Source organism: Paenibacillus dendritiformis (genome assembly GCF_945605565.1).
Lineage (GTDB): Bacteria > Bacillota > Bacilli > Paenibacillales > Paenibacillaceae > Paenibacillus_B > Paenibacillus_B dendritiformis_A.
The window spans coordinates 4836396-4852283 of record NZ_OX216966.1; the positions used below are offsets into that span (position 1 = coordinate 4836396).

General features: G+C 55.9%; 15 protein-coding genes. 5 read left to right on the forward strand and 10 right to left on the reverse strand.

The annotated features are described in order from the left end of the window. Positions 1-124: 124 nt before the first annotated feature. Together NNL35_RS21745 and NNL35_RS21750 are read left to right on the forward strand one after the other, a co-directional pair. Positions 125-1144, forward strand: coding sequence for a FecCD family ABC transporter permease (locus NNL35_RS21745; RefSeq protein WP_040731118.1), 1020 nt, complete (start codon positions 125-127; stop codon positions 1142-1144). Further along, on the forward strand, positions 1141-2193 hold the full coding sequence (locus NNL35_RS21750) for a FecCD family ABC transporter permease (protein WP_006676711.1): 1053 nt from the start codon (positions 1141-1143) through the stop codon (positions 2191-2193). The genes NNL35_RS21745 and NNL35_RS21750 overlap by 4 nt, the downstream gene beginning before the upstream one ends. A 1421-nt stretch (positions 2194-3614) precedes the next feature. Here NNL35_RS21750 and NNL35_RS21755 read toward each other — a convergent pair. Beyond that, the gene (locus NNL35_RS21755; protein ID WP_254553725.1) at positions 3615-5720 is read right to left on the reverse strand and encodes a stalk domain-containing protein; all 2106 of its coding nucleotides are present in this window, start codon (positions 5718-5720) and stop codon (positions 3615-3617) included. A gap of 349 nt (positions 5721-6069) precedes the next feature. Between NNL35_RS21755 and NNL35_RS21760 the strand changes: the two genes are divergently transcribed. The 3 genes from NNL35_RS21760 (at position 6070) to NNL35_RS21770 (ending at position 8191) form a co-directional block, all read left to right on the forward strand. Next, positions 6070-6693 carry a YhbD family protein gene (locus NNL35_RS21760; protein ID WP_006676014.1) on the forward strand — a complete coding sequence of 208 codons (624 nt, stop codon included), beginning with the start codon at positions 6070-6072 and terminating at the stop codon, positions 6691-6693. 15 nt (positions 6694-6708) lie between these two features. Beyond that, entirely contained in the window at positions 6709-7383 is a 675-nt protein-coding gene (locus NNL35_RS21765) for a hypothetical protein (RefSeq protein ID WP_006676013.1), read from the forward strand. A 76-nt stretch (positions 7384-7459) separates the two neighbouring features. Continuing rightward, entirely contained in the window at positions 7460-8191 is a 732-nt protein-coding gene (locus tag NNL35_RS21770; RefSeq protein ID WP_006676012.1) for a polymer-forming cytoskeletal protein, read from the forward strand. Here the strand turns inward: NNL35_RS21770 and NNL35_RS21775 are convergent. The 9 genes from NNL35_RS21775 to NNL35_RS21815 all read right to left on the reverse strand — a co-directional run bounded on the left by NNL35_RS21775 (position 8178) and on the right by NNL35_RS21815 (position 15824). Further along, complete coding sequence (locus NNL35_RS21775; protein ID WP_006676011.1) at positions 8178-8492, reverse strand: beta propeller repeat protein; 315 nt, start codon at positions 8490-8492, stop codon at positions 8178-8180. The two genes, NNL35_RS21770 and NNL35_RS21775, sit on opposite strands and share 14 nt — an antisense overlap. A 298-nt stretch (positions 8493-8790) precedes the next feature. Continuing rightward, a complete protein-coding gene (locus NNL35_RS21780; protein WP_006676010.1) occupies positions 8791-9696 on the reverse strand; it encodes a lipoate--protein ligase family protein in 906 nt (301 codons plus the stop codon). 52 nt (positions 9697-9748) lie between these two features. Continuing rightward, entirely contained in the window at positions 9749-10003 is a 255-nt protein-coding gene (locus NNL35_RS21785) for a YciI family protein (RefSeq protein ID WP_006676009.1), read from the reverse strand. A 297-nt stretch (positions 10004-10300) separates the two neighbouring features. Continuing rightward, positions 10301-12217, reverse strand: a complete 1917-nt coding sequence (locus NNL35_RS21790) for an LTA synthase family protein (RefSeq protein WP_040730573.1) — start codon at positions 12215-12217, stop codon at positions 10301-10303. A gap of 62 nt (positions 12218-12279) precedes the next feature. Beyond that, positions 12280-13572: a DUF6080 domain-containing protein gene (locus tag NNL35_RS21795; protein WP_006676007.1), complete on the reverse strand. Its 1293-nt coding sequence runs from the start codon at positions 13570-13572 to the stop codon at positions 12280-12282. A gap of 40 nt (positions 13573-13612) precedes the next feature. Beyond that, positions 13613-13930, reverse strand: coding sequence for an EamA family transporter (locus NNL35_RS21800; protein ID WP_040730570.1), 318 nt, complete (start codon positions 13928-13930; stop codon positions 13613-13615). Next, positions 13920-14249, reverse strand: a complete 330-nt coding sequence (locus NNL35_RS21805) for an EamA family transporter (protein ID WP_006676005.1) — start codon at positions 14247-14249, stop codon at positions 13920-13922. Before NNL35_RS21805 ends, NNL35_RS21800 begins: the two co-directional genes overlap by 11 nt. After that, entirely contained in the window at positions 14237-14875 is a 639-nt protein-coding gene (locus NNL35_RS21810; protein WP_006676004.1) for an HAD family hydrolase, read from the reverse strand. The genes NNL35_RS21805 and NNL35_RS21810 overlap by 13 nt, the downstream gene beginning before the upstream one ends. A 25-nt stretch (positions 14876-14900) precedes the next feature. Then, the gene (locus NNL35_RS21815) at positions 14901-15824 is read right to left on the reverse strand and encodes a decaprenyl-phosphate phosphoribosyltransferase (protein ID WP_006676003.1); all 924 of its coding nucleotides are present in this window, start codon (positions 15822-15824) and stop codon (positions 14901-14903) included. Positions 15825-15888 lie beyond the last annotated feature (64 nt).

The following is a 15888-nucleotide window of genomic DNA, read 5'->3' on the forward strand; positions in this document are numbered from 1 at the left end:
ATTGAATCGGCCAGTCCTGATAATGATTATCAGTCGCCGAACAAGCTAATCGTATAGAATGTGCTGCGATTTGTCAACAATTGATTTTTATATCATTTACGTCAAAGAAAGGAATACGCCGCGCATGAGAACTTCTTGGCTATCATCCTCGTCCGCCAAATGGATTGGCTGCATCGTTGGCATCTTCGTCCTGCTCGGATGCGTCTGGGCAAGCATCGTCTACGGCGTATTCGATACCAAGCTTCATCACGTATGGGAAGCGCTGACCGATTATCAGCACTATGCGACGAGCAATGAGCATATCGTCATCCGGGAAGTGCGAATTCCGCGGGCGCTCATTGCCGCTGCGGTCGGAGCCAGCCTCGGCATCTCTGGCGTCGTTCTGCAATCGCTGACCAAGAATCCGCTCGCCGATGCCGGGATTTTCGGAATCAACGCGAGCAGTTCCCTGTTTGTCGTGATCGGATTCATCTTTTTCCAGCTCAACTCGCTGCAATCCTTCACTTGGCTCGCGCTCGCCGGCGCCTGCGCCGGCTGCCTGTTCGTCTTCCTGCTCGGCTCGTCAGGCGGAAGACATATTCATCCGATTCGCATGACGCTGGCAGGCTCGGCCATCGCCGCGCTTAGCGGTTCGCTGACCAACGGGCTGCTCATCTCCAATCATCGGGCTATGGAGGAAGTACTGTTCTGGATTGCTGGATCAGTCGAAGGAAGAAAGCTGGAGGTTCTGCTTGACGTACTCCCGTACATGGCCGTCGCCTGGATCGGAGCCTGGGTGCTGGCCAAGCCGATGGATACACTGAACCTCGGGGATGATGTCGCGGTCAGCCTCGGACTGAAGGTCGCCTATATCAAGTGGGGGATGGGACTGCTCATCGTCATGCTTGCCGGATCTTCGGTCGCCGTAGCGGGACCGATCGGATTCCTCGGCCTCGTCGTCCCGCATATCGCCCGCAGCCTGGTCGGCATCGGCATGCGCTGGCTTGTCGTCTACAGCGGCTTGCTCGGCGCGATCGTGCTCCTGCTTGCGGATATCGGCGCCCGCTTCATCGCCGAACCGAAGGAGATTCCGATCGGCGTCATGACCGCGATCATCGGGGTACCGTTCTTCGTATACGCCGCGCGCAAGGGGGTTAGAGGATGAGACAGAATGGAACGCAACGGCAATTTCGCTCCGGCTCGGGCCGCGTCTCCTTCCTGATTGAACGGAAAGGATGGCTTACGCTGGCCCTGCTCTTCCTGCTGCTCCTTGCATGCATGATCGTCAGCGCCGGCATCGGCACGCTGCGCATCGCTCCGCTTGATGCGCTCCTGGCCACCTTCGGCTATGGGGAGCCCGTCCATGTGATGACCGTGCAGAAGCTGCGCATGCCGCGCATCGTGACGGGCGCCTTCGTCGGCGCTTCACTGGCGGCCTCCGGTGCCATCATGCAAGGGCTAATCCGCAATCCGCTCGCATCGCCGGATATTATCGGCATTACGGGCGGCGCATCGGTCGCCGCCACAGCGCTGCTGACGCTGGCACCGTCAGCCAGCATCGCCTGGCTGCCCCCGACGGCATTCGTTGGCGCGGCGCTCATGACCTTCATCGTCTATGGCCTCGCCTGGAAGCAGGGCGTGAAGCCAACGACGCTCGTGCTCATCGGGGTCGGCGTCGGCGCCGCCGCTCAGGCGGTCAATACGATGCTGGTCGTCATGAGCCCGATGTACGTTACCGCCAAAGCATACAATTGGCTGCTCGGCAGTGTATACGGCGCCGGTTGGCCGCAAGCCAAGCAAATATTGATCTGGTTCGCCGTAACTGGGCTCATCGCCTTCATCCTGTCCAGACGCATTAACCTGCTGCAGCTCGGGGACGATGTCGCCCAAGCCGCCGGCAGCAGCGTGCAGCGCGACCGCTTCCTCCTGCTCGGCACCGCGGCCGTCCTTGCCGGGGCCGGAGTGGCTATCGGCGGTCCTATCGGCTTCATCGCCCTGATGGCGCCGCATATCGCCCGCCGCTTCGCCGGCGTGACCTACGGTCTGCTCATCCCTACGAGCGCGCTTGTCGGCGCCATCCTTATCGTGATCGCCGATACGGCCGCCCGCACCGTGATGAGTCCGCTCGATATCCCGGTCGGCGTCTTCACCGCCGCCATCGGGGCTCCCTTCTTTATTATTTTGCTGCTCCGGCGGAAGCGGAGCGGCGACTAACCCCTCAACCTCTAACGGATGGCCCGCCCTGCGCGGGCCACCGAAGCCGGGGCGCAGGGTGGGCACATCTCTTTCTGACTCTTATGGTCGCTATCCCCATAACGCAGGTTGGACATATCCCCTTCTGACTCTTATGCTCAATATCCCCATGGCACAGGTTGGACAAGTCCACTCCTGGCTCTTATGGTCGCTATCCCCGTGGAGCAGGTTGGACATGTCCTCGTCACACTCTTACGTTCGCTATCCCCATAACGCAGGGTGGGCACGTCCCCTCCTGCCTCTTATGGTCGCTATCCCCGTGGCACAGGTTGGGCACATCCCCTTCTGACTCTTTATGTTCGCTATCCCCATGGCGCAGGTTAGGACAAGTCCACTCCTGGCTCTTATGGTCGCTATCCCCGTGGCGCGGGTTGGGCACATCCCCTTCTGACTCTTATGTTCGCTATCCCCGTGGAGCAGGTTGGACACGTCCTCGTCACACTCTTACGTTCGCTATCCCCATGGCGCAGGTTGAGACAAGTCCCACTTCTGGCTCTTATGTTCGCTATCCCCGTGGAGCAGGTTGGACACGTCCTCGTCACACTCTTACGTTCGCTATCCCCATGGCACAGGTTGGGCACATCCCCTTCTGACTCTTATGTTCGCTATCCCCGTGGAGCAGGTTGGACACGTCCTCGTCACACTCTTACGTTCGCTATCCCCATGGCACAGGTTGGGCACATCCCCTTCTGACTCTTATGTTCGCTATCCCCATGGGGCAGGTTGGACACGTCCTTGTTTTGCTCTTGAGCCAAAGTTCCCAAACTGTGAGGATACGGTTATAAGGAGTCAGCAAGGAACATTAACTGAGGTACCTGAAGCGTGTGGATTCTGGTCATAAGGAGTCGGACAGGAACATCATCCTAGACTCCTGAGGCATGGGGATATTGGTCATAAGGAGTCGGATAGGAACATCAACCGAGCCACCTGAGGCGTGGGGATATTGCTCATAAGGAGTCCAATAGGAACATCAACCGAGGCACCTGAAGCGTTGGGATTTTGGTCATAAGGAGTCGGATAGGAACATCAGTCGAGGCACCTGAGGCGTGGGGATATTGGTTATAAAGAGTCAGCAAGGAACATCAACCGAGGCACCTGAGGCGTGGGGATATTGTTATGAGGAGTCAGCAAGGAACATTAACAAAGACTCCTGAGGCGTGGGGATATTGGCCATAAGGAGTCGGACAGGAACATCAACCGAGGCACCTGAGGCGTGGGGATATCGGTTATAAGGAGTCAGCTAGAGACTTTAGCCGAGACTCCTGAGGGACGGGGATACTGGTCATAAGGAGTCAAGTCCAGTCTAGTCAACGCCAAAAAAGAGAGGGAACCGCAACGGTGCCCTCTCTTTTGATCGTTCTTATTAAGGATAGAATGATGGCTTATTCAGCTGGCTTTTCTTTTGGCAATGGGATGAAGAGCAGATTGACCGGCATATTGCTGCCCGCAGCCGGGGTGAACAGGATCTCTACCGTCTCCTCGTAAGCTCCGGTCCGGTAGACGACGCTTGCTTCCCCAGTACTGCTCAATCTTCCGTTATTCGGCGTCGTCACGGTCTGTCCGTTCACAAACAATCCACCTGAGTAGGAGCCGCCGCGCGAGTTGAAGGCGATCAGCGTACGCGGCGCCACATTTTCCAGCTTGACACGGTACAATACGCCGTAGTTGCCGGCGTTCACCTGGTTCTCATATGTCATCATATCCGAACCTTCAATGTAAGTGTCATTTGTCTTGTCGGCAAATACGAGACGGGACGCCACTTCCCCTAGCCGTTCGCCGATCGTGAGGACGCGATCCGCTTTGTTGAACGTGCCTCTGATATGCTTGCCGTCAGGCTTAAGCTCCTTCAGCTTTTTAAGTTCTGTCATAATATCCTTCGAAGCGTCCAGGGCGACGACCGAATATTCCAGCGTATTGTCGCCGAAGAAATCGGCATACATCGTATAGATGTCATCCGGTCTCATCGCGCGTTCATTCAATTCCGGTATGAGCACCCGGGTCTCGTTCGGCTGCAGCACGAGCTCATTGATTTCTCCCCCCTGCTCGAACGATTCCATATATCGAACTGAAGCGAGCTTCCCGGTCTGCTGCGGATAAGGGTTCGGGCCGGCATGGCCGTAATGCTCCACATAGACGGTTGCCGGATCGTCGGATACATTCTTCGCAAGCACGTAGAGCTGCATCTTCTTGTCCGTGCCATTCTTGTGATGCAGGAAAATACGCGCACCGCCTGCGACGCGATCTTTGTACACGATTCCTTCCTCAAGCACGGTCTCCGGAGAATTCGTGCGGTACAATGTCCGGTTCTCTTCCTTCACTTCCGGCTGGAGGAGCTTCATGTCCAATACGGAACGTGCGCCAAGCGGGAACACTTCGCCGTACCCTGTGTAAAGCAGGTTGAATTCATCGAAGGAGTACAGTATTTCATCCGAGATCATGATGGTCTGGGAGTACTCGTCCGTCAGACCGAACTTATTCGTAACCTTGAGCGTAATCGTCTGCGGACCCGGTTGGAAAAAAGCCGGCTCATTGTTGGTCCATACCCGTTCCGTGATGGAATCCTCTTTATCCGTGCTCAAGTCTTCGTAACGGATGTATTCCCCCATTTTGTAGTTGGTCTTAGGTGTCTGAAAGTTCGCCTTCGGCGGCTCCTTCGCCGGCTGGACCGTAATATTGACAGAGTACGGTTCGCTTATGTTGCCGCGCTCGTCGACGACCCGGAGTGTAATGGTGTAAACGCCCGGCGCATCATAATACTCCTGAAGCCCTTCCCACTGCTCATCGACGATCTTCAACCCGGTTGGACTCGTGGATTCGTTCTTGACCGTCACGCGGGTCTGCGTCGCGAAAATTTCCTCTTCATTTATACTGAATTTGGCAATCGGTTGCGTATTCAGCTGAATCACGATCCGCTTGTTCTCGCTGTCCCATGTATATGGATAGCCGAAGGCCTGCATTGCGGACGTGACCGGCACCATGAACGTGTTTTTGACAATATAGGATTCCCCGCTCATCTTCGTCGGAGAACCATTCACCCGGTATTGATCGCTGCCGGCTTTATAGCGCAGCTCCTTGTCTCCGTTCGTAATAATCGTTTCCTTGGTCTTATTGTCGAATCGTGTCTGCAATCCGAACCGATCCACCAAGGATCGGAGAGCTATATAAGAAACGCCCTTTTTGACGGTAATCGGCTGTGGAGAGGTATATTTGACGCCGTTATGATACATCACATTACTGTTCGCCATCAGGATGAGCTCATCCTTGCCCGCTGTTCCGGCGGTTGGATCCGGGGTAACCGTATCCGGCTCTGCAATGTCCGGGTCTGCTGTATCCGGATTGTCCGCGCTTCCATCTCCGTCCGGTTCTTCACTTGTAATGTCGCCTTGCTGTTGGGTTTCAACGGCTGCTTCCGTTCCGCCTGCCGTGCTGCCGTCTCCTTCTGCCGCTGCCATGACGGGAACCATCGTGATAAGTTGTATTGCTGCCAAGCAAGTAACAAATAGCTTTTTCCAAGATTTCATTTCTGTGCGTTCTCCTCACCCATCGTAATCATTGTGCTCATAGAATCCTGACCATTGTATTGAACATAGTCTTAGACGCAAAAGATTACAAAAAGTTTCTATTTTCGTAACCATTCTTACAGACAACAAGCATACGGAAGAATTCCGATGAATAATGAAGAAATAAGAAGAACTGGCAGCCAGGTCCGACAATTCCCTCTAGAATCTCCCCCTCCCCGAAGCAGGTCAACATCAGGATTGCGCTTCAAGAAAAACAATGTTACGATACTAACGTAACACTGTTACGATAATAACGTGAAGGAGGCTTCCGCTTGGCATGGACGAACAATTGATTTCAAAAAAAGAATTGCTCGATCTGACCGGCATCTCTTATGGGCAGCTGTACCGGTGGAAGCGCAAAAATTTGATACCGGAAGCATGGTTTATCCGGAAGTCAACCCACACCGGACAAGAGACTTATTTTCCGAGAGAGAAAATATGGGAGCGCATCGATAAAATCATCAATATGAAAGAGGATCTGTCGCTCGATGAACTGGCGGACATGTTCTCTCCCAATGTCGCCAGCACTGCATTCAGCAAATCCGAGATCATTGGCCGCGGCATCGTGTCGCCGATGGCGCTTCAGGTGTACACCGAGCAAATGGGCGATGCCGAAGCTTTTTCATTCGAGAAGCTGCTGCACATCTATGTGCTCGATCGGCTGCTCCAATCCGGCGATATGAGTCTGGAGGAAGGCATGCTGCTGCTTCAGCTGCTGGGGGATCATTATGGCAAGTTCAAAGGGAAGGATTGCGATCTTGTACTGATCCGGAAGATGGGCATTAGCTCGCTGCTGCTCGTTTCCAGCCCGGAAGAAGTCTGCGTCGACAGCGGCACGAAGCTCGTAACCCGTCTGTCGCTCTCCAGCTGCCTCGAAGAATTGAAACTCAAACTTACTTAACGGGAGGAACCTCTTATGTCTCAAGCAACGGGAGATATTATTATTTCAGGTCTCGGAAGCTCGTCCGGCGGCACATACCAGCGCGTTCGGATAGACGGTGTCGGCGATATCAACGGGGATCTCGTATGCACGTCCTTCGTCTCCAACGGGAAAGGCAAAGTAACGGGCAATCTGGAGGCGGGCACAACCGAAGCTCGTGGGATGCTTACCGTCAAGGGCAACCTCCAGTCGGATCATAGCCGCATCGACGGGACAGCGCGGCTGGATGGTCATTGGTCAGGCGATGCAATCGAACTGAACGGCACTGTCACGGTCGCTTACGATTGTCAGGCCGAGCGCTTCATCTCCCGCGGCGCCTTCCATATTGGCGGACTGCTCAATGCAGGCACGATCGATGTCAAGATGGCCGGCGGCTGCCGGGCTCGAGAAATTGGCTGTGAGCGGATTCAGGTTCGACAGGGCGCCGCGTTATCGATCTTCAACAAGCTGTTCTCCTCGTTCATCAACCGTCCTCAGTTGGAGGCGGACACGATCGAGGGGGATATCGTAGATCTGGAATATACGCGGGCCCGCGTCGTGCGCGGCAATCATGTCAACATCGGCCCCGGATGCCAGATCGATCAAGTCGAGTACCGGCAATCCGTACAGTTGCATGAAGAGGCGCAAGTGAATAGCCATCGGAAGCTGTAATGAACGGGATGCGGGCTGTCTGGGTTTTGTCCCTTGCGGCACCGTCAAGCCCGAAAAAGGAGGAATCAGCATCAACATGGAACAGCGGCGCGATCTGAAAATTATGGGCTCCTCACGCGCGGGCGGAGGAGTATATGACAAAGTAAGCATTATGGGAGACGGCTCCGTGCACGGCGATGTGGACTGCAGCCAATTCAGCTGCGCGGGATCCGCCCATATCGAAGGCAGCGTGAAGGCTGGCGAAATGAAAATTCGGGGAACCTCCCAAGTGAACGGAAACGTGAACGCGAACAAGCTCTCTATCCAGGGGCAGGGCGAGATTCGCGGCAGCCTGCGCGCCGGGGAAGCCAATATTGGCGGCATGGCGAACATCGGCCGCAATCTGCAGGGCGATCGGCTGAGCTTGAAGGGCTCTGCGACGGTGCAGGGCGATTGCGAATTCGAATCCATCACCGCCAACGGCTCGCTCCAAGTCGAAGGCCTGCTCAATGCGGGCAGCCTGGACCTTCGTCTTCAGTGGCCCTGCCGTGCCCGCGAGATTGGCGGCGACACGATCAAGATCCGCCGCGGCAGCGGACTCGGCAATCTGCTTGGCTTCCTCCCCAGCCTGTTCCACACGGCGCCGGATGCGCGCATGAGCGCCGACCTCATCGAAGGCGATCATATAGAGTTGGAACATACGACGGCACGCATCGTCCGCGGGAACGATGTCGTCATCGGTCCGGGCTGCGATATCGGTCAGGTCGAGTACCGCCGGCAGCTGCACCGCCATCCGGATTGCACCGTTCATCATATTATTCAATTGTAGCCGGGCATTTGCTGCCGAGTCGCACCTCCGGCAACGGCCCGGAACAGCAGCAAGAGCATCCTCTGTCTGAGGGGATGCTCTTGCGGTTGTTCATTGCGATTAAAAGAGAAGAATCACTTCGGGCTGCCGTGCCCCCGGTTCCAACGATAATGAACTGCTTGCCATCCCAGACAATGTCTTCGAGATCCTCGGCGGAGATTGAATCTTTCTCCTCCCAATGTACCCCATCCTTGGATATTAGCAGCTTACCGCCCCTGCAGACGACCACATACATTCCTTTGCCATAGGCGATAGCGTTCATGCCGTAGGACGTGTGAACCTCTTGCCAATCAGCTCCATTCGCGGACGTTATAATCGAATACGAATTGCTGCTTAGCCCGACGAACTGGCGTCCGTCCGAGGCTATCTCGTCTGCGCTGCTAGTAACATAGTGAGCTGAGCCTTGCTCCGGACCACCATACTAGTACTTGAGAACCAATTCTATCGACCCAGTTCCTCTATTCTTCATCAGGGAGAAAATTTCCTCTTTTGGATCGTTCATTACGCTTACCCCTCAACAACAAAAGGACGGGATGAGAGCATCCCGTCCTTTTGTTCATTTAGTAGCCCTGCACCCCGTACCGGCGGCGCAGTTCGGCTGCGGCCGCCCGCACCTCGTCCGGCTGCGGCAGCCGCAGCTTCGCCGCCGCGGCCGCGATACCCTGCTCCGTCTGCCGCTCGCGGATAACCCGCTTCACGGCCGCGGTGAAGGCCTCCGCCGCATCGGCTTCGCGGCCAAGCCCGGCCGCTTCCTCGAGGCTGGCCGTGCTCTCCTCCGTCACGCGCGGATAATCCCGCTCCGTGCCGCCAGCGGTCGCCCGCGCGTAGAATTCCCGCACGAGCCCGGCGCTGTCGCGGCCGGAGCCGCCGGCGATGACGAACGCCTGCACGATGAAGGCGTTCGCCTGCCGGCGCTGGGCGATGCCGCAAAATTTGCGGCCGCCGATGCTGAGGTCGAAGTCGCCGGGGCAGTAGGCCCCTTCGACCTCGCCTTTGTCGACGCGGCAGCCGGTATGCTGCAGCGCGCGTCGAATCAAGCGGTACATCCGCTCGAAGTCGCCGTGGAAATGCTTGTCGCCTCCCTCCTGCTTCGGCAGGATGAGCGACAGATTGACCACGCCGGTATCGAGCGGCACCGCCGCGCCGCCGGTATTGCGCACTGCCGTCGCATAGCCAAGCGACTCGAGCCAGCGCAGCGCCTCGGCGGCTTGGGGCAGCCGGCTGTCGCGCTGCCCGAGGATGAAGGCCCGCGGATGGCGCCACAGATGGCAGAGCGGCGGGCCGCCGCGGCCGGTCTGTCTGCACAGCAGCTCATCCAGCGCGAACGGATAGAGCGGATCCGCCTCCGTCCAGTCGTTCGTGCGGTCCAGCAGCAGCACATCGTTCAGCCCGCCGAGAACAAGCTCGTCAAGGGCCTCGTCCTCCGGTTGCTGGCCGCCGCTGGCCGTCTCTGATCGGTGATTCATGTCGCCGCCTCCTGCACGGAAAGGGGGCACCAACGGCCCCCTTCCCACCATTCTATATTTTCCACTCGCGAAGGTTCAGATGCCGAACCCCTTCCACGACGTACGGATCGTTCTCCGCCAGCTGCCGCGCTTCTTCCATGGAATCGGCCACATAAATGACCATGCCGCCCGATCCATCGCCGAAGGCGCCCTTGGCGAACACCTTGCCCTGCTCCTTCAGCTTGTCCAAATAATCCAAGTGCGCCTGGCGGTACGTTTGGTTTTTGGAGGCATCCTTCATTTCCAATAAAGCCGCATAATGAGCCATTGTCGATTATCTCCTTTTCCCTGATCAGTTAGTGAATACGGCAACGCCGGACGAAGCGGCTCCCGCCCAGGCAGATCGCAGCCTGCGGACGGCAGTTCCTGCGAACGCATGCCGTTATGTCCGTTCGCCGGACAGCCAGCTTCTGCGAGGCGCATGCCCTATCTTGATCTCTAGCGTACAACAGAAGGCTTCATCTGAAAAGCCGGAACTCGCGGTCGGCTCCCTGCTCGAGAGCGCTGACCGGGCCGTGCGAGCCCTGCCGGGACAACCCGCGAAGCAGAGCGGAGCGCCCGGCCGCTACCGCTTGGGCAGCAGTTGGACATACTCATCCGACAGCTTCATTAACGATAAAATATACTCATAATCGCGGCGGTAAGGCTCAAGATCATGCATCGGCTCCAGTGTGCGGAGCGAGATCGCCTCGCCGTCTTCGAAGCCCGTTCCCGGCACGAATAAAATATCATTCGTAAAAAACGACCCGGTCGGCAAATAATAGCGCATGCCGATGACATTGTTGTCCGTGTTCAGCAGATCCCGCCCGAATGCGGTGAACTGCTGCTCCTTCAGGGAGATGCCAAGCAAATTGGCCACCGTCGGCATAATATCGACCTGGCCCCCGGTAAGCTCCACCGTCTTGCCGCTCTTCTGCCCCGGCACGTGAATAATGAGCGGGATATTGAAGCGGCTTACCTTATTATCATAAGGGATGCCCAATTGGGCGGTAATCTCTTTCCCGTCGGTCTCCGCCGGATTGACGCCAGAATGATCCCCATAGGCAACCAGCACCGTGTTGTCCCATACGCCTTCGGCTTTGAGCTGGTCGATGAAGCGGCCCAACGCATAATCGGTGTAATTGATGGCCGTCAAATAATGCCCAAGCTGCGTATTCTCCATCTCGGGAGGCAGCTTCAGCCGGCGGCGATCCGGAGGGACCACGAACGGAGCGTGGCTGGACGTCGTCACGAACTGGGCATAGAACGGATCGCCGGTGGCGGCCATCTCCGCCAGCTTCTCGCTGCCGACGCGGTATAATTCCTCATCCGAAGCGCCGAAATCATTGAAATGATCGTTCTCGTAATAAGGCTGATCGAAATAACGATCAAAGCCGAGACCGGGATACAACAGGTTGCGGCTCCAGAAGTGGACATCATTGATATGGAACGTCGCCGATTGATACTGAAGCTTGTTCAACAGGCGCGGCAGGCTGGGAAGCTCCCTGCCGCCGAAACCTGTCGACATCGCAACCGTGCCAGTCGGGTAAATCGACGTATTGGACATAAATTCCGCGTCCGAAGTATTGCCCTGGCCGATCTGCTGATACACATGAGGAAAATAATAGCCTTCTTTCGCGAGCCGATTCAACACCGGCGTTATCTCTTGGTCGCCGAGCTTTAAATGAATCGGGAAATTTTGAAAGGCTTCCATCTGCACGACAATGACGTTCATGCCCTTCGCCTCGCCGAAATGCGCCGGCTTCGCGCCCTTCTTTTCTTCCTTGCGGTAAGGATATGTCGATTGCAGCTCGTTCACCCGCCGGATCGTGTCCTGGAGGTTGCCTTGGGCAATCATATCATTCTCCCGCTTGCTCTTGATGGCCGACGCGACCTGGTAATTCAGGAAGCCAAGGCGCTCCGCCTGCACCAGTTCATTGTCGATACGGCTGCCGTCGGCAATAAACTGCAGGGAGACCGCCGCGCTGATGACGAGCGCGAGCGCGGCGGCGATTTTGCCCCGCAGCGTGCCGGTTCGCGGCCGCTCCCGCTGCAGTCCCGCAAGCTCCCGCTTGGACGACCGGCTGAACAAGCGCACACCTCCGATCGCCAAGGCGATCGCGATATCCGCAAAAAAGAGAAAATGATACGGCTGAATCAATACGGTAATGCTGCCCCGGATTTGCGGCACTTGCCCCAATCCGCCAAGCGCCGTATACGTCGGCACCGTATTGAAATGAATCCGGTACAAGGTAGCAGCGAACAGCATCAGCGAAAAGACGGCGTTGATCGCCCAATAGACGCCGCGCTTCCCCCGGCGCGGCAGGGCCAACTCCAGCAAGCTCATAATGGCGAGCAAGGACAAAACGTCGCTGAGCAGCCCCAGTCCCGTAATCCCTCCGAAAAAGAAAATGCGGAGCAAGGCCAGCTTCGCCAGTAGCAAGAGAGAGATGCCAACTATGGGCTGTATTCGAATATGGCGCTTGCGCATTACTCTATTCATCGCAACAATCAGCTTCTTTCTATTCAATATGTTGCCTGCGGCATACGTTCAGATACGGGCAGCTAAGGTTGAAGCGAAGCCGAGCCGATCTGAATATAGACTTGCTGAATCGTGTCCAGCGCGGCCGCATGGCCAATGATATTGTGGACCAAGGTTACCGCCGCGCAGGCGATGATGGCCCCAGTCAGAATCCGGCGCGCGCTGCCGCCGCAGCGGTGGACCCCCCACGCGCTTAACAGGAATAACGCAAATAAATAGTGTCCGGCATACAGATACATATCATAATTGAATGCCGCCAAGCCGAAGCCGACGACAATATGCAGCAAAAGCCCGAACAGCGGATAGATGGCGAGAGATTGTACCTCTCGCGATCGATATCCTGTGACGAGAGCCAGCAAGGTCAGGACGATGACAACAATGCCGATGAGATGTCCATACAGCGGGAACGGGTTCGACAGATCCGTGACGAACGCCATCACAGAGTCGTCGATCATCGCCAAGTGCGGCGTAATAATCGGGCTCTCGATCATCGAATACAACGCTTTCCAATGATGGGCGAAGGAGAATGGCGCCACATAGCTGAATCCGCCGGCTTGAATATTATGCTGCCACGTCGTAATCCAGGAGCTGCCGGGAAACAAAACGAACTGCAATCCCGAAAGCAGAGCGACGAGCAGCAAAGAGACGCCTGCGATTTTGAGACAGGCCATCAAGTATGTTCGGCTCTTGCGCAGCGTGCTGATCAAAAGCGATCCGACGGCGGTTGCGACGTTAGTGACGGTCACCCCGAAGCTCAGCGTCAGCAGGAGCGAGACCGGCCATACTCCGAGCTTCTGCTGGTGCCGGCAATACTGCGCGTATAGCACCGTCAGCAAAATGATCAGGACCGCGTACGGATAAGAATCCGGGATCAGCGCCGAAAAGATCTGATAGGAGCTTGCGCCAAAAAAGGCGGCCGTTCCGATAGACAAGGCGTTGCCATAGGAATTGCGGCGCAAATAATAATACATAAGGACGACGCCACACGCGTTCATGGCGCTCTGTATCCCCAAAAACAAGCCGTTGCCCCACGTCATGGAGGCAGCCTGCTTCAACGGCGCCGACAAATAATTAATAAGCGGGTGAATTACGGAAGCTTGCGGCGCATAATAAATCGACGGATCGAAATTGAACAGATTCAATGTGAACGGCGCCCCGTAAAAAGGGCTGTGCTCGAGCAGCACTGCCTGATTCCGCTCCATATACGTAATAAACGGAAGATTCAACCAAAAGTACAAAAGAAAGAAACCCAAAAACAAAAGCAGCGCTTTGCGGTTATCCTGCTTCACGCCAAAAACCGATTTCCAAAACTGCATGACCCCATGCCTCCATACGATAATTTCTATATCTAAACCATCATCCTGCGAGAAGCAGCATACCCGCAAAAATAAAGGCAATGCCGGCCAACTTCGGCAAGCCTATCGATTCCTTGAATATCCATCTCGCCAGCACCATCGTCCAGATGAAGGTCAGCGCATTGGCCGGAAGGACGACAGTATAAGGCAGAAAGCGAAGCAAATAAATATTGAGCAGCGCCCCGGCTCCATAGCACAGGAACCCGAGGAGAAGCATGCTCCGCTGCTTGCGCGCGGACGATAACTTGAAGCAGGCGCTGCCAAGCGACCCGAACCATGTCATCACCACGAGGAGGAACCAGAGCCATTCATTTCTCATAGCTGATGCACGCGACGCCGAGAATGAGCAGCAGGACGGCGATTCCTTTCTGCAGATTGACCGTCTCGCCCAAGAGCAGGCCGCCATACAGCAGGGCAAAAATATAGCTGCATGCCATGAGCGGATAAGCGACGGACAGCTTTTCCAGCGACAGCGACTTAATCATGAGAATGGCCCCGATGCCGTAGAACACAAAGCCAATCCCCAAATAGAGCAGGTTCGCAAGGCCCCATTTCCAGAACAACTGCCCCGTCGCGGTGCACCAGGCTGACATGATCATGAGCGCCTTGCCGGCGTGCTTCGACTTCAAGAGCTCCATCTCATGACCTCCAGACCCTCCTGCTTGATCGGAGCGTTCCGGATCAAATACCGCTGCCCCGCCAGCTCCAGCATTGGCAGATCACTGGTGCAATCGGAATACGCGCACGAAGCTGCGTAATCGATCTCAAGCTGATGGCGCTCCAAATAATCGCGGATGCGCGCTACCTTCTCTTCCGCTTTGCAATTCTTGCCCTCGATCAGATGCGTATATCGGCCATTCCGCCGCTGGAGCTCCGTCCCCAGCACCTCGTCCACGCATCCCAGCTTCTTGAAATATTTCATATAGGCGACAGGAGAAGCGGTCACGAGAAGGACGCGATAGCCCCCCTTCTTCCGGCTCTGCATCTCGGCGAGAGCATCCTGATACATTTCCGGCACCAGGACCCGGTCGTAGAAAGCTTCCAGATCGGCCTCGTCCATATAAGCAATGGATCGGAAAAAGAACTGCTTGGCCTTCTCGGCCGGCACGATGCCAAGCTTATACAACAGCAAGTTCCAGGCCAAAGCGGGCAAATGGATAGCAGACCGCGGCTTGGCCGAAAGGCCGTACTTCAAAAACAAGAACATGGAATCGCGCCGAATAATCGTTTTATCGATATCGAAAAGTGCTACTTTGGCCAGCATGATGTCTGATGTTCCTCCCTTTTCCCTATTCAAACAGGATGAATATCGCCAGCACGCTAATCACGTACAAGATGACGGTAACGAAAATATGTTTGTCTTCAAACAGCAGCCGGTCGGGCGCTCCGCCCTTCTTCTCCACATGGATCAAATATAAGTAACGGAAGATGCCATATATGACAAAAGGAATCGTCCACATCAAATACGTCGTCCGCCCGGCGGTAAATGTGAACAGCGAATAGCTGATGACGGTCGCCGTAGCCACGATGCTGATCAGTTGATCCAGCAGGGCGAAGGAATAGTTGTCAAGCACCTTGCGGTGCGTCCCTTTTTGATCTTCCAGCAAAAACAATTCATGCCTCCGCTTGCCAATCGCCAGAAAAAGAGAGAGCAGCATCGTGCACAGCAGGAACCATGGCGTCAAATTAACGTGAATGGCCAGACCGCCCGCGATGGCCCGCAGCACGAACCCCGCGGCAATCGTCATAATGTCGAGAATGACGACATGCTTCAATTTGAACGAATAAGCCACATTCAACGCAAAATAAACGGCCAGCACCGCCGTCAATAGCGGATGAATAAAGTAAGAAACGGCCAGCGAGCCGGTTAGCAGCACCGCGCCGGTTCCGAGGGCGACAGCCGGATTCAACGCACCGGATGCCATCGGACGATGCCGCTTCACCGGGTGGACGCGATCCGCTTCCCGGTCCGAGTAATCATTAATAATGTAGACGCAGCCGGATACGAAGCAAAAGAGAAAAAATACAGTTAACGAATGATACACGGCCGACAGCTCCACACGCTTCAACGAAAAGAGGAGCGCGGCGAACACGAGCAGGTTTTTGGTCCACTGCTTCGGCCGCAGCTGCCTCCACATCAGCGCGATCACATGACCGGAACTTGCTGCGGCTGGCGCGGCAGGCTGCGGTGAGTGCTTGAGTTTGATATTCACAATGCGAAATCCCCCTAATAACCTAGCAATCTATGTTTATTCGAATCTATCTTCCTATCGGTAT

Bases quoted from the DNA above. Each gene is read 5' to 3' on its own strand.
- NNL35_RS21745 (WP_040731118.1), top strand. From the start codon at position 125: ATGAGAACTTCTTGGCTATCATCCTCGTCCGCCAAATGGATTGGCTGC.
- NNL35_RS21750 (WP_006676711.1), top strand. From the start codon at position 1,141: ATGAGACAGAATGGAACGCAACGGCAATTTCGCTCCGGCTCGGGCCGC.
- NNL35_RS21760 (WP_006676014.1), top strand. From the start codon at position 6,070: ATGGACGAACAATTGATTTCAAAAAAAGAATTGCTCGATCTGACCGGC.
- NNL35_RS21765 (WP_006676013.1), top strand. From the start codon at position 6,709: ATGTCTCAAGCAACGGGAGATATTATTATTTCAGGTCTCGGAAGCTCG.
- NNL35_RS21770 (WP_006676012.1), top strand. From the start codon at position 7,460: ATGGAACAGCGGCGCGATCTGAAAATTATGGGCTCCTCACGCGCGGGC.
- NNL35_RS21775 (WP_006676011.1), bottom strand. From the start codon at position 8,492: ATGAACGCTATCGCCTATGGCAAAGGAATGTATGTGGTCGTCTGCAGG.
- NNL35_RS21780 (WP_006676010.1), bottom strand. From the start codon at position 9,696: ATGAATCACCGATCAGAGACGGCCAGCGGCGGCCAGCAACCGGAGGAC.
- NNL35_RS21785 (WP_006676009.1), bottom strand. From the start codon at position 10,003: ATGGCTCATTATGCGGCTTTATTGGAAATGAAGGATGCCTCCAAAAAC.
- NNL35_RS21790 (WP_040730573.1), bottom strand. From the start codon at position 12,217: ATGAATAGAGTAATGCGCAAGCGCCATATTCGAATACAGCCCATAGTT.
- NNL35_RS21795 (WP_006676007.1), bottom strand. From the start codon at position 13,572: ATGCAGTTTTGGAAATCGGTTTTTGGCGTGAAGCAGGATAACCGCAAA.
- NNL35_RS21800 (WP_040730570.1), bottom strand. From the start codon at position 13,930: ATGAGAAATGAATGGCTCTGGTTCCTCCTCGTGGTGATGACATGGTTC.
- NNL35_RS21805 (WP_006676005.1), bottom strand. From the start codon at position 14,249: ATGGAGCTCTTGAAGTCGAAGCACGCCGGCAAGGCGCTCATGATCATG.
- NNL35_RS21810 (WP_006676004.1), bottom strand. From the start codon at position 14,875: ATGCTGGCCAAAGTAGCACTTTTCGATATCGATAAAACGATTATTCGG.